22 protein-coding genes are annotated in these 21,438 nt (G+C 34.2%); 11 read left to right on the top strand and 11 right to left on the bottom strand.

Annotated features, from left to right (window positions below):
• Nucleotides 1-142: 142 nt before the first annotated feature.
• Nucleotides 143-997 (top strand): aminoglycoside 6-adenylyltransferase, encoded by an 855-nt coding sequence (locus EDF66_RS13580; protein WP_132843272.1) that lies wholly within the window; start codon nt 143-145, stop codon nt 995-997.
• A gap of 122 nt (nt 998-1,119) precedes the next feature.
• Here EDF66_RS13580 and EDF66_RS13575 read toward each other — a convergent pair whose 3' ends face one another.
• Nucleotides 1,120-1,980, bottom strand: coding sequence for a pirin family protein (locus EDF66_RS13575; RefSeq protein WP_132843270.1), 861 nt, complete (start codon nt 1,978-1,980; stop codon nt 1,120-1,122).
• A gap of 207 nt (nt 1,981-2,187) precedes the next feature.
• On the opposite strand from EDF66_RS13575, the gene EDF66_RS13570 reads away from it, so the two are divergent.
• A complete protein-coding gene (locus EDF66_RS13570; RefSeq protein WP_132843268.1) occupies nt 2,188-2,916 on the top strand; it encodes a metallophosphoesterase family protein in 729 nt (242 codons plus the stop codon).
• Between the two features lie 53 nt (nt 2,917-2,969).
• On the opposite strand, the gene EDF66_RS13565 is transcribed toward EDF66_RS13570, so the two are convergent.
• The 5 genes from EDF66_RS13565 to EDF66_RS13545 all read right to left on the bottom strand — a co-directional run bounded on the left by EDF66_RS13565 (nt 2,970) and on the right by EDF66_RS13545 (nt 8,247).
• Complete coding sequence (locus EDF66_RS13565) at nt 2,970-3,608, bottom strand: peptidylprolyl isomerase (protein WP_132843266.1); 639 nt, start codon at nt 3,606-3,608, stop codon at nt 2,970-2,972.
• Between the two features lie 1,702 nt (nt 3,609-5,310).
• Complete coding sequence (gene folB / locus EDF66_RS13560; protein WP_132843264.1) at nt 5,311-5,676, bottom strand: dihydroneopterin aldolase; 366 nt, start codon at nt 5,674-5,676, stop codon at nt 5,311-5,313.
• A gap of 236 nt (nt 5,677-5,912) precedes the next feature.
• Nucleotides 5,913-6,347 carry an FKBP-type peptidyl-prolyl cis-trans isomerase gene (locus EDF66_RS13555; protein ID WP_132843262.1) on the bottom strand — a complete coding sequence of 145 codons (435 nt, stop codon included), beginning with the start codon at nt 6,345-6,347 and terminating at the stop codon, nt 5,913-5,915.
• A 124-nt stretch (nt 6,348-6,471) separates the two neighbouring features.
• Nucleotides 6,472-7,386 carry an endonuclease gene (locus tag EDF66_RS13550; RefSeq protein WP_132843260.1) on the bottom strand — a complete coding sequence of 305 codons (915 nt, stop codon included), beginning with the start codon at nt 7,384-7,386 and terminating at the stop codon, nt 6,472-6,474.
• Nucleotides 7,387-7,482: 96 nt separating this feature from the next.
• Complete coding sequence (locus EDF66_RS13545; RefSeq protein ID WP_132843258.1) at nt 7,483-8,247, bottom strand: DUF3050 domain-containing protein; 765 nt, start codon at nt 8,245-8,247, stop codon at nt 7,483-7,485.
• A 439-nt stretch (nt 8,248-8,686) separates the two neighbouring features.
• On the opposite strand from EDF66_RS13545, the gene ppk2 reads away from it, so the two are divergent.
• Entirely contained in the window at nt 8,687-9,496 is an 810-nt protein-coding gene (gene ppk2, locus EDF66_RS13540) for a polyphosphate kinase 2 (protein WP_132843256.1), read from the top strand.
• A gap of 23 nt (nt 9,497-9,519) precedes the next feature.
• On the opposite strand, the gene EDF66_RS13535 is transcribed toward ppk2, so the two are convergent.
• Both EDF66_RS13535 and EDF66_RS13530 read right to left on the bottom strand, forming a co-directional pair.
• Entirely contained in the window at nt 9,520-10,200 is a 681-nt protein-coding gene (locus EDF66_RS13535; RefSeq protein ID WP_132843247.1) for an outer membrane beta-barrel protein, read from the bottom strand.
• Nucleotides 10,201-10,265: 65 nt separating this feature from the next.
• On the bottom strand, nt 10,266-10,877 hold the full coding sequence (locus EDF66_RS13530; protein ID WP_132843245.1) for a WbqC family protein: 612 nt from the start codon (nt 10,875-10,877) through the stop codon (nt 10,266-10,268).
• 91 nt (nt 10,878-10,968) lie between these two features.
• On the opposite strand from EDF66_RS13530, the gene EDF66_RS13525 reads away from it, so the two are divergent.
• The 7 genes from EDF66_RS13525 to rplI all read left to right on the top strand — a co-directional run bounded on the left by EDF66_RS13525 (nt 10,969) and on the right by rplI (nt 17,113).
• The gene (locus EDF66_RS13525; RefSeq protein ID WP_132843244.1) at nt 10,969-11,835 is read left to right on the top strand and encodes a lysophospholipid acyltransferase family protein; all 867 of its coding nucleotides are present in this window, start codon (nt 10,969-10,971) and stop codon (nt 11,833-11,835) included.
• A complete protein-coding gene (locus tag EDF66_RS13520) occupies nt 11,832-12,863 on the top strand; it encodes a glycosyltransferase family 2 protein (RefSeq protein ID WP_132843242.1) in 1,032 nt (343 codons plus the stop codon). Before EDF66_RS13525 ends, EDF66_RS13520 begins: the two co-directional genes overlap by 4 nt.
• Nucleotides 12,864-12,982: 119 nt before the next feature.
• On the top strand, nt 12,983-15,016 hold the full coding sequence (gene ligA, locus EDF66_RS13515) for an NAD-dependent DNA ligase LigA (RefSeq protein ID WP_132843241.1): 2,034 nt from the start codon (nt 12,983-12,985) through the stop codon (nt 15,014-15,016).
• Nucleotides 15,017-15,045: 29 nt separating this feature from the next.
• Nucleotides 15,046-15,924: a 4-hydroxy-tetrahydrodipicolinate synthase gene (gene dapA, locus EDF66_RS13510; protein WP_132843240.1), complete on the top strand. Its 879-nt coding sequence runs from the start codon at nt 15,046-15,048 to the stop codon at nt 15,922-15,924.
• Nucleotides 15,925-16,022: 98 nt separating this feature from the next.
• Nucleotides 16,023-16,391, top strand: coding sequence for a 30S ribosomal protein S6 (gene rpsF / locus EDF66_RS13505; protein WP_021191489.1), 369 nt, complete (start codon nt 16,023-16,025; stop codon nt 16,389-16,391).
• Entirely contained in the window at nt 16,391-16,654 is a 264-nt protein-coding gene (gene rpsR, locus EDF66_RS13500) for a 30S ribosomal protein S18 (protein WP_021191490.1), read from the top strand. The genes rpsF and rpsR overlap by 1 nt, the downstream gene beginning before the upstream one ends.
• Nucleotides 16,655-16,669: 15 nt before the next feature.
• On the top strand, nt 16,670-17,113 hold the full coding sequence (rplI, locus tag EDF66_RS13495) for a 50S ribosomal protein L9 (protein WP_021191491.1): 444 nt from the start codon (nt 16,670-16,672) through the stop codon (nt 17,111-17,113).
• A 318-nt stretch (nt 17,114-17,431) separates the two neighbouring features.
• Here rplI and EDF66_RS13490 read toward each other — a convergent pair whose 3' ends face one another.
• Genes EDF66_RS13490 through EDF66_RS13480 form a run of 3 tightly spaced genes read right to left on the bottom strand, consistent with a single transcriptional unit; the run spans nt 17,432 to nt 20,657 of the window.
• Entirely contained in the window at nt 17,432-19,156 is a 1,725-nt protein-coding gene (locus tag EDF66_RS13490) for a hypothetical protein (RefSeq protein ID WP_132843238.1), read from the bottom strand.
• Between the two features lie 2 nt (nt 19,157-19,158).
• Nucleotides 19,159-20,127, bottom strand: coding sequence for a FecR family protein (locus EDF66_RS13485; RefSeq protein WP_132843237.1), 969 nt, complete (start codon nt 20,125-20,127; stop codon nt 19,159-19,161).
• Nucleotides 20,124-20,657 carry an RNA polymerase sigma-70 factor gene (locus EDF66_RS13480; RefSeq protein WP_132843235.1) on the bottom strand — a complete coding sequence of 178 codons (534 nt, stop codon included), beginning with the start codon at nt 20,655-20,657 and terminating at the stop codon, nt 20,124-20,126. The genes EDF66_RS13485 and EDF66_RS13480 overlap by 4 nt, the downstream gene beginning before the upstream one ends.
• A 210-nt stretch (nt 20,658-20,867) precedes the next feature.
• Here EDF66_RS13480 and EDF66_RS13475 point away from each other — a divergent pair, with 210 nt between their 5' ends.
• Entirely contained in the window at nt 20,868-21,431 is a 564-nt protein-coding gene (locus EDF66_RS13475; RefSeq protein WP_132843233.1) for a porin family protein, read from the top strand.
• Nucleotides 21,432-21,438 lie beyond the last annotated feature (7 nt).

The following is a 21,438-nucleotide window of genomic DNA, read 5'->3' as shown; positions in this document are numbered from 1 at the left end:
TAGTACGGCAAAATATAAAATGATTTTATATTTCCCGTTTTTTATTTTAAAATAAAAAGACATCTGGTATTACTAGATCTAATAATTTATTAATTGCTTTTTTTTCACCAATTTACAGCATTATTTATCATGCCTTCATATCATGAACGATAGAAACATAAAAAATAAAATTCTCTTTTTTGCGAAAAGAGATGATCGGGTGCGCGCAGTTTTATTGAATGGTTCGCGTGCAAATCCTAGAATTAAGCCCGATCAATACCAAGATTTTGATCTATTATTTATTGTAACCGATATCGAATCTTTTATTGCTGACAAAGATTGGACCTCTTTTATTGGTAAAGTCTTGGTACAGCAACTTCCCGATCAGATGTTGTTAGGAAATGATCCTGATCAAGATCGGATAACTTTTGCTTACTTAATGATTTTTGAAGATGAAAATCGTGTAGATCTAACTTTATTCCCTATCGATAAGTTCCACTCACATTTCAAAAGTGATAGTTTAACGGAAGTTTGGGTAGATAAAGATTTACTTTTTCCTAAGATCGCTCCTGCTAATGATCATGATTATCACATCACTAAACCTAGTGAAAGAATGTTCATAGAGACGTGCAATGAGTTTTGGTGGGTCTGCACATATGTTGCCAAAGGACTTGCCCGCCGGGAAATTCTATATGCCAAAGATACGATGGAAACAGTAATCCGTCCTATGTTCATGCATCTAATAGCTTGGCATATCGGGGTTGAAAAACAATTTCAGGTTTCATTTGGTAAATCGGGAAGATTTGCTGAAAAACACCTTGATCCGAAATTGTACCAAAGCATATTGCAAACATATGCGGATGCGTCTACTGATAATAATTGGTTAGCATTAGTACAGATGATGACTCTTTTTAAAGACTTGCAAAAAGACCTAGCACTGCATTTTAAATATAGAAACAATGCGGATGAAGCTAACAACAGTTACAACTATATTTTGAAGATAAGAAATTCGCAGTAGTACCACTTAAAAATTAATCGCACTATGCCATTTTAAAGAATAGGGTCATTACTTTTTACCAAAAGCCCCAAAAGTATTTAACTTTTGGAGCTTGCTTTACATTTCTGCACGTCTTTTTTAGCTTAATCAGCCAGATATCCGAACTTACCTGTTTGAAAATCCTCAAATGCCTGATTGATTTCTGCTCTAGTATTCATCACAAATGGTCCGTGACTTACAATAGATTCTAAAATAGGCTCTCCGCTCATAATCAATACTACCGCCTCATCTAACGCCTGAACATTAAATTCCTCTCCTTCATTTCCGAACATAACAAAATGGTCTGTTGGAGCCTTATCTTTACCATTTATTAGTATATTTCCTTCAATGACAATCATGGCAGTATTATAATGTGCCGGGAAAGAAAAGGATGCTTTTCCTCCAGCTTCCAACTTAGCATTCATAACATGCATGGGTGTAAAAGTTGAAGCAGGCCCTTTATTTCCCTGATACTCTCCTGCAATCACTTCAATCTCTCCTTGATCAAGTTTCACTTTAGTTTGCTCGTTATTTGCAATAGCTTGATATTTTGGCGTACTCATCTTATCTTTTGCAGGTAAATTGACCCACAACTGTACCATCTGAAAGTCTCCTCCGGTTTTACTCCATTCTGTTTCATGAAATTCCTTATGCAATATACCAGATGCAGCAGTCATCCATTGAACATCACCTTCTTTAATAACTCCGCCGCCGCCAGAACTATCTCCGTGCTCTACACGACCTTTGTAAGCAATAGTCACGGTTTCAAATCCACGATGTGGATGTACTCCTACTCCTTTTGGAATTTCGCTTGGCGGAAAATGGTAAGTTGAGTTATAATCCAGCATAATGAATGGACTCATCCTACTAGCAGAAGCAATACTTGGTATTAAATTATGTACTCGAAATCCATCTCCAACAAAGTGAGCTGCTTGCGGTTTTGCAATAATTTCTACATTTTTCATATTTTTTCCTTTTGTATACCACAAAGTTAGCGGAAGAAAGCCTCAAATTAATTGATGTAGGATAAGAAAAATCTACGCATAATTTTGTACATTTTATATTGTTTTTATTTGGATGTCATTGAAAACCAATTCAAAAACACTATTAAATCAGTAAAAAACACCATATGTAGCCTTGATAATAATCTAAATTTGTTTTAAAATTAGATCATGATTCAGATTGCCATTTTTAGTGATATACACGGAAACCTTCCTGCACTGAATGCAGTACTAGCAGATATTCAATCAAAAAACATTTATTATAAATATTGCTTAGGTGATCTTGTGGACTTTGCTCCCTGGGGTAATGAAGTGATCGAACTGATCAAAAACGAAAAAATCCCCTGCTTAATGGGGAATCACGATGAACGTATAGCTTTCGATCTCCCCATTATCCCATTAGAAAAACATGATGCTGAAGAAACTGAGAACCGCATAATTGCCATTAAACACAGTAAGGAAACTATCACACATGAAAATAAATTATTCTTGGGGCAGCTCCCTTACTTAATGCAATTGGACTTTAAGGTCAAACATAAGCACTGGAAGATTCAATTGATTCACGGAAGTCTGGAAAGCAATGAAGCATATCTTTATGCATCAGAACCCAACAGTACTTTTGAAGATATCTTCTTTAAAACTCATGCTGATATAATAGTTATGGGTCATACACATCTCCCTTTCATCAAAGATATTGACAAAAAATGGGCAATCAACACAGGTTCCGTGGGAAGATCAAAAAAGATGTGCAAAGATGCAACTTATCTTTTAGTCGAACTTCATGAAGACCGAATACATACCGAAATCATACAGGTTCCATTTGATATTATTGCGGTAGCTCATGAAATAAAAGCTAGTGGTATACCTGATTTTTATGCGGAATTTCTACTATCTGAATAAACAGCCGTTAAACAAGAAAGGATGTATCACTCTTTTTTTCAACATTTAATAGTTTAATTCTTAATCTCTGACAGCTCAAAATGAACGGGCTGTACTGGGTAATCCTGACTGTCTGTTTTTACTTTACTGATCTTTAGAATGACATCCAATCCTTCATATATTTCTCCAAAGACGGTAAAGTCATGATCTAAACGGGGCTGTCCTCCAATTTTTAAATATGTTGCTCTTTGCTCAGGAGTATATTTTATTTTTTTCTTCACTTCCAGATCATCAAGCTCTTTTGCTGTTATTTTTTTTCCTACGACAAAATAGATCTGATTAAGGAAAGAGGCCTTCTCCGCATTTCCGTCCCTTCCTGCTCCCAATGCTCCAACTTTATGAAATGCTCTTGGATCAAACTCAGCCGCTAGACGAGGTTTTTCTTTGGCCGGATCCGCAGATTCACGCTTCTCAATATCAATATCATGCTCTCCCCCCTGCACTACAAAATCTGAAATAATACGATTGAATAAAGCGTCTTTGTACACTTGAGTCTTGATTGCATTTAAAATTAAATCCCGGTGAGCTGGTGTATAGTCATATAAGACAACTTTAATATTGCCATACGCTGTCTTAAAGAGCAACTGGTGCGTCTGACTTTTGACAACCGTTGCAAAAAATAAACATAAAAGAGAAAGGATGATATTTTTCATATGCTAAAATTTAAATGAAGGTAATTCATTTTTTAATAAATAGTAAAGCAGAAGTTATAATTGTTCAAAAAAACATGAATAGATATAATAATTTGAACTTTGACTAGACAACAATGCCCCCAAACGATGTCCAACTTTATAACTGATTCGATCATTTTATTAAAAGCTAGCTACCGAACAATCACAAATAAGGGAAATTTAATGAACATTTGGATTCAAAAATATACATTTTACCATCAAGACATCAGGTATATACTGTAAACGAAGTAGTTAATATAAACATGAAATGATATAAAGAATTAATTTAACTAAATAATACTATGATAATTGAAAAATAATATGATTTGATTTAACATTGCGAAATTTGCAATCATATTATTAATCATTAATACTTCAATTAGACATACAAGGTTTAAACAGTAGATTCATTTGCTCTTAATAACATGAAAACTAAAAATAATAGCATCTCAATATTTTACCTCCCCTATAAGAATGAGCATGACAAATATTCTTTTATAAAAGCGAAGTGTTATAATCAAACCATAAAACAGGAATTGATTAGTTTCAGATAGCAAAATGTTTAACTAAGATTGCCTGGTGCTTAATTCCTGTTGATAAACATGAAATCATAAAAACTCATTTAAAACTTTGTCAGACGACATTAACATGATAAAAAAAAATGCAATAAAATATTAATAATCAACATATTAAATACATAAATTAAAACAAATTATTTACACTATTTTAATTTTTAATGCTATCATATTTTATTATAAAACATGCTGTAAATGACAACTTGTATAGTACTTACATACAGCATCAATGAAGCTTAAAAAAATCATTAAAGACATTCTTTACATTATTAATGACTTCAATAACTTTTAATCAAACTCAATTTAAAGCCACGTAACACCATATCTGCGCATCAGCTGGTCAATTACTAAAAAGAGCTTAAAGCAGCTTCAAAAAGCTTCATTTACACCTTAAATTCAAAATGTAAAACCAATATTATTAAATGCCTTTCGCATTTCATTATTCCAATTACAAACCAAGGCTCAAGAACAAGGTTGTTAAGTGAGCTTTTTAACAAAACACCTCATATTAAATCACACTTAACATCCTGACAGTGCTACACATAATATATTACATTAGGGAACAGCGTAAGGATATTATTTTCATTCAAAAAACATATAAAAGAATATATAAGAATATTTTACTACCACTATTTAAACAAACAATTTATCCAAATCAATACTAATTACTTAAGATATATTGTATTTTAAACAGTCTCGATCTATTTCCCAACCTCCCCCCTATCCTTTCAAGGCAGGAAAATTAACTGGTCTTTCTATTTTCGAACGAATACATCACTAGTCTATTCCAGCTACAACTTTTCTCAGATAAACGATGATCAATAAAAGAATTGGAGATTTTTTTAAAACAAATAGAAAAGGTTTTAAAAATTTATTTTATTATAAGGAAGAATTTGGTCATTGCTTTATACATAAAATTTGAAGCAAAGCAAAGGGAGACAATTGGATCCGTCTTAAAAATTTCAGAAAAAAGACAAAGCCTTGGTGACTTTGTCTTAGATATTATAATAATGATAATCCTGATTATTTATTTAATGGTATATAAATTAGTTTATATACCGATGAAACAGAGAGCTCAAACTATCAATTTGTATCAATCTCGCTTACTACTAAATGCAAGAGTATTGAACAGCAACTTTAGAATGCGCAGCATCTCCACCAAAGGGAGGATTCATTTTTTTTATAGAAACATCTATTGTTGTTGCAAATGAAAAATGATCATGTATAGCCTTTAGTATTTCGTGAGCAGCAGATTCTAATAACTTCCTTTTTGGCTTCATGACCCGATGGATGATCTGATATAAAATCTCATAATTCACGGTCTTATCTAAATTCTCGTGATCATCAATACCTGCATCAAACTTTACGGAAACGTTTACCAGAAATTCATTACCTAATAGTTGCTCTTCTACATAAAATCCAATTGGAGCAAATACGCGAACATCTTCCAAAAAAACGGTTTGTACTATCTTCATACTACAAACCTATATTTTTATTCTGAATAAAACAGAATATGAGTTCAATTTCCTGTCATACAGAAAGTCTAATTATGTAGACTATCATCCAGCAGGGATACATATTTTAGAATGACGAATTTTTAAAACTCATATCGACCCACAAACTCCCTCCCTAGTAAACTTACATTTTTCTTAACAAACCTGCATGCGCAAATGACATATGAGGCTTTATTCTCTTATTGAGACCGAAAAATTTAATGAACAGATACAAGCTCTACTTCAAAAATTAGTGCAGCATTTCCACCAATTTCTTTCGAAACACTTAATTCTCCATATCCGAGCGCAGATGGAATAAACAAACGCCATTTACTACCTTCTTTCATGAGCTGCAGTGCTTCTGTCCATCCAGCTATCACTTCATTCACTGGAAAAGATACAGGTTTCTTCTTCTTGGCGGTTGAGTCAAAAACAGTTCCATTGATAAGGCGTCCTTCATAAAAACATTTCACACTATCGGTTAGTTTAGGACTCTTACCATTGCCCTCTTCTACGATCTCATACTGCAAACCAGAAGGCAGGCTGACCACAGTATCACGCAATGCATTTTCTTTAAGAAATACTTCACCTTCTACCAAATTTCTTTTTGCCTCTAAGCGTAACTTTTTTAAATATCCTGTCGCGTTAGCCATATTTTTTTCTTTCAAACATAGATAATTTTGTATTATCTATAATAATAAATGCATCTCATGCGAAACAAAATTATTGATTTCCTATCTGTTGTAAGGAATTATTTTACTTAGGAAAAATATCAATCTATACCTCATCATTCAATTTCCAGTCGAAAACAACTGAAATAGGCCAATGGTCAGACAAAGGTTCGCCATACTGATCGACAAACTTTTCTTTCTCTACTTCATAAACTTTTGGGATTAACGTCAGCTTATCATTACTTCTGAACATGACTTTATCAATTGATTCTGATTCATTATTAATATCCATAATATCAACACATAAAAACAGGGGGTCAATAATTGGAATCACGTGATCACGTTGCAACATGATCCAGCAATCTGCCAGCTTTGTCTTATCCATAAACTCCACCAAGTTATCTTCAGAGAATGAGAAGTGAGAATTAAAATCACCGGCAACTACGATTGCCTTTCCTACTGAAAACTTATTGATGTAAGTAGCCAATTGCAAATAATTAGCCCGCCTAGCCTTTGCTGCACGCGGATGATCCTGAGAATTAGCATGAATATTATAAAAATCTACCTCAACACCTAAGCCTAAATGCACAGTACAATGACTAAAGCCTTTTGGTGTTAAACGATCTGAACCCGTCCTATTCTGCCATTCGATTCGCTTAAAATCGGTTATCGGATATCGGGACAAACTATCCAGGCCATCCCCAAAAATAGCTAACCCCATACTGATGGTACGGTAAGGATGAGAATTACCGCCTTCGTATAAGAAGGTATTGTAATTAAAATCTTCTTGAATATGCACAATGTCAAATTCATTACATAGCACACCTATAGTCGCGATACTAGTTGACCGATTTGTTTTGGCTGCCGAAATAACTTGAGGTAAACCTGCAATATTATACGTTATAATAGAAAAATTGCCCGATCTATCATCGGACAATTCATATTCTTGTTCATGGATAAAAACACGGACTTTCCTTCTTATCAAAGATTTCCATAACTCATGTAGATATTGAAAAAACATATATGCTTACAACTAGTCTATTTTCAATGACAAATATAGAACGCCCATATTAAATTACAATAACCCTATGATTAAACTTCATTAAATCATTTTTGTTTACAGCATCTGGTCAATAGCATCCCATAATTTAATACGTTTTTGTAGAGCAATTTTTGAAACCTCTTCCACTTGCTTCCATTTTACAGGATCAGTCTCACACAGCTCCATGATCATTTTCATTGCTAAGGGTCCATGTTCATCTGCATCCAATTCAATATGTCTTTCAAAATAATAGAGCAGTTTTTCCAAATTTGAATTTGGGAAATTAAGTTGGATCTCTTTTAAAATAGAAGAAAACATATCCGGTATCAAATCTTCTCTTCCAAAAGTGAACGCAGCGGCGATTTCATGAGCTGATCCATTTTCAATAACATCAAAAGTAAATGCTAAGAATTCTTTAATATTTGGATGCAAAGCGCTTTCGGCAATAACTTTTAAAATATCACCGCCTTCATAAACATTCTGTAGAAAATTATTAACTTCACTACTATCCCCCCCTATTGTATCTAGAGCGTCCAGATACATTTCAAAATGGCTCAATCTACGACCGTCTATATATTCATCGGATTCCTCGGCAACAACAATTTCATTAATTAAATATCTTGTATTCGGAAATTTTGAAGGATACCATGGCGTTGTTGTACAGGTTAATTTCTGCTGTAATGCTTTCAATAACGACATAAAATCCCACACAGCATATATATGCCCTTGCATAAACACTTGAAGATCTTCAATAGTTTTTATTTTATAATAAAGGGGGTGTGCAAGTAATTGATTTCGCTCGGCAGCAATGAAGGCATTAACATTATTGATGTATTCCATATCTTATGATTTGAAAGCAAAAATAGGTTCTCAAAATGAAAACTCTTCTGTTTTAAAAAAAATTGACGTCTTATTTACATATAACCACCTATACTTGCTTAAGCCTAGCTAAAAAATAGAAAAGCTTGAAGTGGGGAACCTCAAGCTTATCGTTAGCCATATATTAACCTATTTTATGAAAAGTATTTGTAATTAAAACGACTGACTTATTAAATTATTGTGCTTCGTTTTATTTTTTTTATAATTATTATCAAAATTAATATTTGTTAATAACTTCTATCCTCCCTAAATATTCCATTATTAGAGTTGATGTATTTATAACGACAGCATGGATGTTTTTATTATGTCTCAAAAAAAATAATGCAAATTCCACTGAATATTAAACTTCTAAGGTATATTTATTGTTGTAAAAGAGTAATTCAATTAAAACACAATCGATATGGCAGATTTCAATTTAGAAGACTTTGTAAATATTTTAAACAATAAAGAGGTTTTTCAGTACTTGATTGATAAGAAAGTAATCAAGGAAAAAAAGTTTTTAGAGACATATGAATACGAGAAGGAATTACATGAGCTGCAAATTGAGCTAACGGCGATTCAAAATAAAGTCATTGCAGACAATAAACGTGTTTTGATTATTTTTGAAGGTAGAGATGCCGCTGGTAAAGGTGGCGCAATAGAAAGATTGGTAGAATATTTAAATCCCAAAAAATTAAGGGTAGTCAGCCTCCCTAAACCGACTGCAGAAGAATCTACTCAGTGGTATTTTCAACGCTATTTCAAACAGCTTCCCAATGCAGGGGAAATTGTGTTCTTTGACAGAAGCTGGTATAACCGGGCCGTTGTTGAACCAGTTTTTGGTTTCTGTACTCCGGAACAACATATGCTATTTTTAAAACAGGTTAATGAAGTAGAAGAACTTTTAATACAGGATGGAGTTATCGTCATTAAATTCTTTTTAAGTATATCTAAAGAAGAGCAGGCGAAGCGACTGGAAGAAAGAAGAACAGACGTTTTAAAACAATGGAAAATTGGCCCTCTTGACCAACAGGCACAAGAAAAATGGAGTGATTATACCAGTTACATCAAGACATTATTTAAAACTACCGGCACCAAATTATCACCCTGGATAGAAATTGAAACGGATAACAAGAAAAAAGCCCGTCTTGAAGCGTTCAAAATCATCATTAATCAGATTGCAAATCAAAAGAGAGAAAAAACAGAAGATTTTGTTAAAATCCATAATTAAAGGCGTAATCGGAAAAGAGTACGCTACTTCGTCTCTTTTCCGCTAATTGAACCATCTACTCCTATTACTTTAATTACTTTATCACCTAATCTTGTTATATCTGACTTAAGCCCAACCATAACAGTCATAATATTGATTGGAGTTTCCTGTATTTTATTAAAAGAATGCAAATAACCAACTTCTAAACCAAGGAAAAAACCATTAAATCGATAATCAGCACCAACCCCGAGTTTTCCCGAAAAAGAGAATTTCTTCTGATTTTCAATTTTAGCCATACTGTTGACAGCATCGACCTTCACTCTTGGTTCTGTCAAGAATCCAACACCAGGACCTGCATAAGCATAGGCATTTAATTTCTTTAGCTGTTTACGAATACCCCCAGCTAGGGAGAACATGTAAAAATTAGCATTAGCATCCTCTATCTTATAAGGATACTGATTGTCCTGAATCTTTTGCTTGTAATCAAACGATAATGTATACAAAGCTGGATATAGATAATACTTTGGATTTTTCAATGAAATATCCAAACCTAAACTTCCTGAAAACTTTGGAGACAGAACATCTTTTGTCTTACCTAACGGAAAGCCCATTCCTGTTCCACCAAAATAATACACTTTGCGGTAATGAAGTGTATCTACACCCGACTGGGCAAAAACAGAGCAACACAAGAACAAACAAAATACAGTTGTTAAAATACTCTTCATAAAAAACGAATCTATTATTGTATTACAATAATAGACTCTAAAAGTTTTATATATGATCAATTATATTAAAAATAATTTTTTGACTGCGGTCCCTGACTAAACAATAAATCCACAATGCTCAAATCTGGATAAAATCCATTTTTCTCTTCAAACACTTGATAATAAGGTTTCGGGTTTAATAAGAGACTTTCTTTCTTGGGATGTATACGGTCTCTAAAATCTAACGCATCTGGAACAGATTTAAAATATTCATCTGTAAACGACAATTCACGCTTTAATTTCAATGATTTTAACAAAAGCTCAAGCTGTGCAATATTAAAATCAAAGAGAAAATCGAACTTCTTATTATAAAACTGTGCAAAATCATCTTCATAATATTCAAAATAAGCAGAATTGCGGTATGCTGCTTGAAGACTCAACCAATGTAATCGTTGCCAATCAAACTCATAAGAAATACGTTTTTCCGACATTGGTGAACGTTCCTTTTTACTATGCTGTATAGGCACAATTAATTCCTGTATACCATTTGCTGTTGCAATCCGTGTTCTAGAACGATAAGTTTGTTTTTGAAAATTATCATACTTCTCAATCAATACAGGTAATGCATTTTGTTGGATACAATGAAAATAAGAAACCGGCGGAAGGTAGCAAGTCGTTAATAATAAATGAGTTGACATAAAAAAACGTTGAATTTTACTTTATCTACTGCAAAAATAACTTAAATTAGGGATATTTGCAGGTAAGATTTACAATAGTTACAACGTTTACATGAAACAAAAAGCATTAGCAGCACTTTTATACCTTTTCGCTTTGATGCCATTTTGGTTCATCTATATGATATCTGATGTGTTGTACTATGTATTCTATTATATCATAAGATATCGCAAAAATGTCGTATTCGATAACCTTAGAAATTCTTTTCCAGAAAAAAGTAACGAAGAGATCATTAAAATAGCGAAGAAATTTTATCGTTTTTTCCCTGATATGATTTTAGAATGTCTAAAATTCAAAAACATCAGTCTTACCGAAGTAAAAAAAAGAATCACACTAGTTGATGAAGATGAATTAACCAGGCACCTGAACCAAAATAGAACAGTTATTGCCGTCACCGCACATTATGCCAATTGGGAATATGGCATCCATCGTCTGGGAGCAATTACTGAAGCTCCTACCCTCATTGTATACAAGCCTCTTAATAATAAAACCATAGATAATGTTTACAATCAGGTTCGTTCTCGATTCGGTGCAATTATGGTTCCTATGAAACAAATCGTTAGACATCTAGCCAAATTAAGAGGAAAACCAAGTGTCAGCGTTTTTGTAGCAGATCAGGCTCCATTATATTCCGATGCCGACTATTTTCTGCAATTCCTTAATCAGGAAACGCTTGTTTACACAGGTGTTGAAAGAATTTCTAAAATGACAAATGGTCCTGTAGTTTTTTGCCACATCGGAAGAAAAGAAAAAAGAGGATATTATTTTTGTAAATTTACAACATTAATTGAGAATCCATCTTCTTACTCCGAAAAGGAAATCACCCATATCCATAATGCTTTTACGGAAAAAATAATCCGTGAAGAGCCACAATATTGGCTTTGGACGCACAGAAGATGGAAAAGAAAACGTAGAAAATGAAAAATTACCCTAAAGTAGCAGTTGTTATTTTAAATTGGAACGGGAGATTTTTCTTAGAAAAATTTTTACCTTCTGTATACAACAGCAGTTACCCTAATATAGAATTTGTAATTGGAGACAATGCTTCTACAGATGACTCTTTATCATTTGTACGTGCTTCATATCCTAAAATTACCATCTTAGAGAACACCGAAAACTACGGTTTTGCGGGTGGTTATAATCATATCCTTTCGCGTGTGGAAGCAGATTATTTTGTATTGCTTAATTCTGATGTCGAGGTTACACCAAACTGGATAGAACCTGTCATCGAAATGCTCGAAAGGGATACACATCTTGTTGCCGCACAACCGAAGATACTTGCTTTCCATAATAAAGCAAAATTTGAACATGCCGGCGCCGCAGGTGGATACCTCGATCGGTATGGCTTCCCATTCTGCTGTGGACGTATTATGGACAAGGTAGAATATGATCTTGGCCAATATGATGATGAAAAAGAAATATTTTGGGCTTCAGGAGCCTCCCTATTTATCAAAAGTTGGGCTTGGAAAGAAGCACAAGGATTAGATGAAGATTTTTTCGCCCATATGGAAGAAATAGATCTTTGCTGGCGCTTAAAAAAAATGGGATACCGTATTGGTTATTGCCCCGACTCTACTGTGTACCATGTAGGAGGCGGAACATTAAATGCCAGTAACCCACAAAAGACTTATTTAAACTTCAGGAACAATTTGTTTATGTTGCAAAAAAACCTACCCATAGGGCAATTATTTACAGTTATATTTATCCGTTTCTGGTTTGATTTTGCAGCCTTATTTAAATTTGCTTTTGATCGCAAATTTAAAGATGCTTGGGCTGTTAGCAGAGCACATCAGGCTTTCTTCCTGAATATTTTCAAAAACGCTAAAAAGAGAAAAAATCATATGCCAACAGAAAATAAAACTGGACAATATAAAAAATCAATAATTACTGATTTCTACCTAGATAAGAAGCAAAAGTTTTCTGATCTGGATCAAGAGAACTTTTTTTAAACGTTTTACTAAGAAGATGTAAAAACGCATAAAAATGCAGCTCTCATCAATAGCTGCATTTTTCATTAATTTATGTTTACAAATTGATCAAACGTACTTTTTATTTGTAAATTCGCAACATGTCATCCATGGATATTGAACAAAAAATAACTTCACTAACGCAAGAGCTCAACCATTATAATTATCAATATTATGTGTTAGCTCAAAGCCTTATTTCAGATTATGATTTTGATCTGAAAATGAAAGAATTGGAAGCCTTAGAAGCACAATACCCTGAATTCGCAGATCCCAACTCGCCCACACAACGTGTTGGTGGTGATGTAACGACAAAATTTGAGACCGTTAGACATCGCTGGCCAATGTTATCATTAGGTAATACTTATAATCAAGACGATCTTCGTGATTTTGATCAACGGGTACGTAAAATAATCGGCGATAACTTTGAATACATCTGTGAATTAAAATTTGATGGGTTGTCCATCAGCCTTACTTATCAGAATGGTAAACTGGTAAAAGCGGTCACGCGCGGAGATGGAACACAGGGCGATGTAGTGACCAATAATATCAAAACAATAAGGAGCATTCCTATTCATCTAAAAAAGGGAAATTATCCTGAAGAGTTTGAAATAAGAGGTGAAATCTTTATGCATAAAAGTGCGTTTCTGCGCCTAAATGCAGAGCGGGAAGAGAACGAGGAACAAACTTATGCTAATCCACGTAATTTTGCTGCAGGAACAATCAAGCTACAGGACTCTGCCGAAGTCGCCAAAAGGCCTTTGGATTGTTTCTTGTACTTTTTATATTGTGAAAACAGAAATAAACTATTCCATAATCATTGGGAAAGCCTCGAAGCTGTCAAAGAATGGGGATTTCACGTTTGTGAACACACTCAAAAATGCCAGACGCTAGATGATGTTTTCTCCTTCATCAATTACTGGGATGATAAAAGACATGACCTGAGTTATGAAATCGACGGTATTGTCATTAAAGTAAATGATTATGGCGCACAAGAGGAACTGGGATTTACAGCAAAGAATCCACGTTGGGCTATTTCTTATAAATTCAAGGCTGAACGTGTTGAAACACAGCTCGAATCCATCAGTTACCAAGTCGGACGTACTGGTGCAGTAACTCCTGTTGCCAATTTAAAACCTGTTAGTTTAGCAGGGACAACTGTAAAAAGAGCTTCTTTACACAATGCGAATGAAATCGCAAGACTTGACCTTCATGAGGGAGATACTGTTTTCGTAGAAAAAGGTGGTGAAATCATTCCGAAAATACTTGCAGTTAATGTAGATAAAAGATTGTCATCTGCCAAACCTTATGCATATCCGACACATTGCCCTGAATGCAATACCGAACTGATTCGTCAGGAAGGCGAAGCCGTTCATTATTGTCCAAATGAAGATGGATGCCCGCCTCAGATTATAGGAAAAATGCAACACTTCATTGGCCGTAAAATGATGGATATAGAAGGATTAGGCGATGAAACTATAGAAACTTTCTATAGGAAAGGGATTCTTAAGAATGTTGTTGATATCTATGGCTTAAAAGATCATCAGGATCAATTACAGCAATTGGAGCGTTTTGGACAAAAATCTATCGACAATATGTTGAAGGGAATTGAGAAGTCCAAAGAAAAGCCATTTGAAAAATTACTCTTTGCATTAGGAATTCGACATGTTGGCGAAACAATTGCTAAAAAACTAGCACAACATTTCAAAACAATCGATGCGATTAAGGCTGCTTCTGTTGAAGAAATAGCTACTGTGCAAGATATCGGGATCCGCATTGCGGAAAGTATACATGAATACTTACATGTACCGGCCCACGAAGATTTAATAGCAAAACTAAAATCTTACGGTTTACAGTTTGAAATTGAAGAGAAAGAAGTAATTTTGGACAGTAATGCATTAACTGGCCAAACATTTCTGATATCGGGTGTATTTACAAATCATTCGAGAGAAGAATTAACTGCACTTATAGAAAGTAATGGGGGTAAAATGGTTTCCAGTATTTCAGCGAAATTAAGCTACCTGGTAGCGGGAGATAAAATGGGGCCTTCAAAATTAGCAAAAGCAGAAAAACTAAACATCAAGATGATCACTGAAGATGAATTATTAGCTTTGATCGCAGATACAACAAGTATATAAATTAAATATTAATCTTTACAAACAACACAATGAACGAGCTTCATGGAGCTGGTGTAGCATTAGTTACACCTTTCAACGCAGATGGAACAGTTGATTTTGATTCTTTAGCACAGCTAATTGACTATCAAATTGACTCAGGTATGAATTATTTAGTCTCTTTAGGTACTACTGGTGAAGTAGCAACATTAACGAAAGACGAACGAAAGCGTATCTGGGATTTCACTGTCAAACAGGTGAATGCTCGCGTACCATTGGTTGCGGGTATCGGAGGAAATAATACGGCAGAGATTGTAGAGCAGATCAAAAATTTTGATCCTACAGGATTCTGTGCTATACTATCCGTATCTCCTTATTATAATAAACCCGTACAGGAAGGAATATATCAGCACTATAAAGCAATAGCTGAGGCTTCTCCCCTACCTATTATTTTATATAATGTACCAGGACGTACAGGAAGCAACATGACTCCTGCCACGACAATACGCTTAGCAAAAGATTTTAAGAATATCGTTGCAACAAAAGAAGCTTCTGGCAACTTTGCTCAGTTTAACGAGATCTTAAGAGATAAACCAGCTGATTTCTTACTGATTTCGGGTGACGATCCTGCAACCTTACCTATGATGGCTTTAGGTGCAGTGGGAATCATTTCTGTTGTTGGAAATGCATATCCAGCTCAAGTTTCAAAATTAGCTGCTTTATGTACTGCAGGTAGTTTTACTGAAGCTAGGACGATCCACAATGCGTTGCTTGAAATAACAGATCTTTGTTTTGTTGAAGGAAATCCTTGTGGGGTTAAATATATTCTACAAGAAAAGGGTATCGGTCAAGATTATGTGCGCCTACCTTTAATACCGGTATCAGCAAACATTCAGACTGCTATTAAAGCAGAAATGCAAAAACTAAAATAAAATACCATACTATAATCATTGTATATTTAAAATCTATTAATTATCTTTGCACTTCCGTAAGTACGGAGAAAAATTAATAAACATAATTATTTAACAAAATGCAACAGTACGAATCTGTAATCGTTCTTACCCCGTTGCTTTCTGAAGATGCTGCGAAAGAAGTAATCGCAAAATTCAAAAACATCTTAGCAGAAGGCGGAGCCGAAATTGTCGCTGAAGACAATTGGGGTTTGAAAAAATTAGCGTATCCAATCCAGAAAAAAACAACTGGGTTTTATCACTTAACTGAATTCAAGGCTCCAGGAGAATTAATCAATAAATTAGAGGTTGAATACAAACGTGATGAGCGTGTAATGCGTTTCTTAACTATTGCTTTAGACAAACATGCTAAAGCTTATAGCGAGAAAAAACGTAGCGGTGCATTCAACAAAAAAGCGGAAACTAAAACTGAGGAGGGATCAAACTAATGGCTAACGAAAATATCCAATACGTAACTGCCCCTAAAGTAGAGGACAATCGTAAAAAGTATTGCCGTTTCAAAAAGAATGGTATCAAATACATCGATTATAAAGATGCTAACTTCTTGATGAAATTTGTGAATGATCAAGGTAAAATTTTACCTCGTCGTTTAACTGGTACGTCATTGAAATTCCAACGTAAAGTAGCTCAAGCGGTTAAACGTGCTCGTCACATCGGCTTGTTACCTTACTTAGCTGATTCATTAAAATAAGGAGGACTAGAGAACATGGAAGTTATTTTAAAACAAGATATCAAAGGCTTAGGTGAGCAAAATGATATCGTAAATGTAAAGCCAGGTTACGGTCGTAATTATTTAATCCCTCAAGGATTTGCTATTCAAGCGACTGTATCAGCAAAGAAAGTTTTAGCTGAAAACATTAAACAAGCTCAGTTCAAACAAGATAAAATTAAGAAAGACGCTACTGAATTAGCTACTAAGTTGGAAACTATTAAGTTATCAATCGGTGCTAAAGCTGGTGAAACTGGTAAAATCTTCGGTAAAGTAAACAGCATTCAAATTGCTGATGCTTTGAAAGCTAAAGGTTTTGATGTTGACCGTCGTCGTATTACTTTCGAAGTAGAACCTAAAGAAATTGGTGAATACTTAGCAAACTTAAACTTACACAAAGAAGTGAAAGTTCAAGTTCCTTTCGAAGTAATTGCTGAGTAATTCTTATTCAGTTTAACATATAGAAAAGGAGATAATTTTGGTTATCTCCTTTTTTTATGACGTAGATCGTGCTTATATTAAAGCAGTCTGTCTATCTACTGGAATAAAAGAGGGTAATCATATTATTTATGATTACCCTCTTTTATATTATGCATATTCCTAGATTAGTTTTCCATATTTCAGTTCAATATGAAATTGCTATGTTAGTTTATAATACCGCTCTTTTTTCATTCATCCATATGATGAAATCTATACAGAAGGATTTCAATAAAATGAGTACATACACAAAGCTCGGCTATAAAATTCATAATATCAGGATTACAATTTTAACATAAGACCTACTGCTCCACCACCAAACAATGAATTTCTGTTTTTATCTCGTCCCCATACTTTCCATAGGGTTTTCCCCGCCTGTGTAACTGCATCATCTTCTTTACTCACGTAATTAAAGCTAGGGGCTACGAATACGGATAGTTTTTTATTTAGACGTAGCTCCGGAATTAATCTAAAACTAGAATGGTTATTGGATAATAATTTAAATTTGTCTGTAACCTGATTCCGGCTGGATATCTCAGCACGTAGCATAAACCTGTTCCCATGTAAAAAAACCGCTCCTAAACCTGCTTCAAAAGCATAACGGGCAGTGTTATCATCTTTTAATGATGCATGTACTCCTAAAATGCTATAGAGAACACGACCACCAGATCGGAATTGCACACCTAAATATGCATCTTGATCAATGGCAATAGAAATACTCTTCTCACCATTTTTAATTAAATTTAATAAGCCAATCGGATAGTCGCTGCTATCCGCAATATTAACTACCCCAGCAAGCTGAATACCTTTTACTTTATTGCCAATGTTGGCTATACCTGCAACTTGATTGCTGACAGTACCTTTACTGTGATTAAATCCACCTGCTAGTTGTGTCGCTCCTGCACTTTCTTTCATCATATTGCCTATTCCAGAAATTTGAACTCCTTTCACCATATCGGCCTTATTTAGCCCTCCTGTTAATTGCACTCCTTTGACATCACCAAATACTTGATTCGATATTCCTGCTACCTGAACACCATTTACATCGCCTCCCACGACATTAAACCCTCCTACTAACTGTAACCCTTCCATATCGTATTGATTGAGATTAAAAACTCCACCAATTTCTAAACCTTTTACCCCCGCAGTAGAACCTCCTAGGATATTTATTGAAAATTTATTAACAATCTGTGAGCGAATAAAACCATGCGAACTTAATCCCGGAGTCATCGATATCTGATATGGACTATATAGAAAAAGTCCGCCAAGATTCATATTTTGAATACTTTGAGCCGGTGATAAAAATACTCGTCCAAAAAAAGATCGATAAAAACCATTGTCTTGCTCATATTCCGTAAAGTAACCAAACTTTCTTTTTTTACTGCCAACTTCTGTATCGATGGGAAAAATTACTAAAACACTTGTATCACGAAACATTGCTTTACTTACATTAACAGCAATCAAGCTAATTTTTTTCTTAACATCGAGTTCGAAATAACCGTTTTTATCGGTTAAAGTAGAAAGTAGTGCATCGCGATCAAAAATACTAGCGTCAGAAATAGGTGTGTTGGTTCGGATATTTTTGATATAGCCCGTGATAACAACTTTATTTTTATCCTGCGACTGCACTTCAACGTCTACTGCCATTCGTTGCGGTGTAAATTGTATAATAATATGCTTGCCAATTTCCTTAAAACTATATTCCTTTCCTAACGTATGATCCAAAAAGCCATATAATGATCCCTTATATGCCGATACTTGAATCACACTATCAGTCTGCAATATATTGCTATTAAAAGAAAACAAAGTACCATGCTTTTCATGCAGCACCTGAAAAATTTGACCTACTGTCATATTCGAATAAGCAGGCATTTGAATCTGGGTCGCTAACTGTTGCTGTGCATCCGCTTTTGAAAAGCTAAACAAAACTAAAAATATGAATAGGTAACTAAACTTTTTTAAAAGTGGCTTCGTAGTGATATGATTGATAAATTTTACCAAAAACATGATTATCTAGTTATATGAATAATTGAATCTTTAATAATAACCTTACATTTAAATGTGTCCGATATGACCTGTAAAATTTGATTTAGACTATTTTGTTGAAATGTTGCCGTTAACAAAAGCTTTTTGTCTGCTTCGCGATCAATAACAATTTTTTGATCATACGCCTTAATTAATAGTTCTACGACACGCTCTAACTTGGTATTTTCGAAGACAAACTCACGATCTACATAGTATTTATAAAACAAGTCTGGCATCTTTTTGACTGATACTTTAGTGGTATCATTATCTTGGATCGTAATCATTTCTTTAGGATGCAAGTAAACCTCTTTATTGCTGTATGAAACTTTAACCAAACCTGTTGCTACAATCACTTCGGTAGCTCCTTCATGACGACGCACATTAAAACTCGTGCCTACAACAGTAATCTGGCTCTTACCTGATTTAATCACAAAAGGATGCTCTTTGTCTTTAAACACATCAAAAAATACCTCTCCTTTCTCTAATTTTACATTTCTCCGTTTACTCATCCATGTTCGGGAATAAACAATTTCTGAGTTCTTATTAAGTGTAACCTGAGAACCATCTGGCAGTGAATCTGAAAGAACAGCGGTAGCACTAAAAAGATTTTTTTCTTGCTTATAACTATTATTAAATAAATAAAACCCTAATGAACAGATGACAAGCACTCCAGCCGCTGCCCACCAGTTCCATTTCATCATTACTGTTTTATTCTCAGCAACTTCTATTACTCCAGCAACTCTATTTTCTCTAGCGAATTTAAAATTTTCCCAAGCTTGATCGACATCTACCTCTGGTGCTTCAAGTGGTTTAGGTAAACGGTCCCACATATCTTTTATTTTTAAATATTCAGATCTATTCCTAATATCTTGTTCTAACCAGTTTTTGATTCTAATATTTTCTTCTTCATTGGTTTCTCCAATGATGTATTTTTCTAGCAATTCCTTATTCATAATATATAAATGATATAAAAAATAATTATAGTTAAATAATCCATCAGCTCAAGACGTAAGTGTCGCAACGCTTTGGTCATATGTCCTTCAACAGTTTTAATGGAAAGATCCAATGTCTGAGCAATATCTTTATATTTCATCTCTTGAAAACGGCTCAGCTCAAAAACAGTACGACTCTTTTCAGGTAGCTTAGCTAGTGCTACTTGTAGTTTTTGATCAAGATCTTTTGCACTTTGATCGACAGCAGGAACAAATTCTTGCCTACTTTGCTGATAAGACTGATATTTCATCTTTCTCTGCTCTTTTTTTAAAAAATTCATACTTTCATTATAAACAGCACGATATAAGTAAGCCTTTAAAGATGTATGTACTTCTTCCTCCCAATTTTTCTCCCATAGACGCAAGAATACTTGTTGTACGATCTCTTCAGCGCTCTCACTATCTCTCAAATAACGAAATGCAGAACGGTGCAATTCCTTATAGTACAAACGAAACAGTTGCTCAAATTTCTTTTCTTTATTTTCTGACATTGATTGAATTTTCCGGATTCATGAAACAATCTACTTTTATTTATGACAACTGAACTGGCCTATACCCTTATACTAATTTCATTTCTTTTTATTGATTCAAATCTAAAATATATAAAACGATAATAATTTAATTTTTTTCAAGGGTATCATGATTTTATGTTGTCATAAAGGAAAGACGAATAATTAATCAATACAAATACGTTTAGAAAAATGAAAACAACATTAAAAACTGCCCTTATGGGATTGACATTATTAGGATTGTCCGCCGCAGCAAAAGCACAAGAAGTTACTTATGGACTTCAAATTGGAAGCAATTATAACATGACATCTTTTGGTAACAAATCCGTCAAAGATAATAATGGAAAAGTGGGTGTTTCTGTCGCTGGGTTTGCCCGTATTGGAAATGAATTATTCTTTCAACCGGGTTTAGGAGTGAGCTTGTTACGTAAAGAATATACTTTTGACAAGAATGAGAAAACGCCAAAATTCTATCAGATAAATTTACCGCTTCAGATAGGATATAAGTTAATCAATGATGGCGATTTTAATTTACGTGCTATGTTGGGACCACAATTGAATTATGACATTAAAACCGTTAAATCAACAGCAACTACTGATTATAAAAAGTTTTCTTTTGATGGTCGAATTGGATTAGGTCTTGATATTAGCAAATTGACATTAGATGCCTATTATAGTCATGGATTTAGCAGTATTGATAAAACTCTTGATGCTAAAAACAGAACGGTAGGCATCATGGTGGGCTATAAATTTTAATTAAAAT

The sequence above is a fragment of the Sphingobacterium sp. JUb20 genome (assembly GCF_004342035.1).
Classification (GTDB): domain Bacteria; phylum Bacteroidota; class Bacteroidia; order Sphingobacteriales; family Sphingobacteriaceae; genus Sphingobacterium; species Sphingobacterium anhuiense.
Note: the sequence above shows the minus strand (reverse complement) of the source record. Positions and strands in the feature narration are given on the sequence as shown.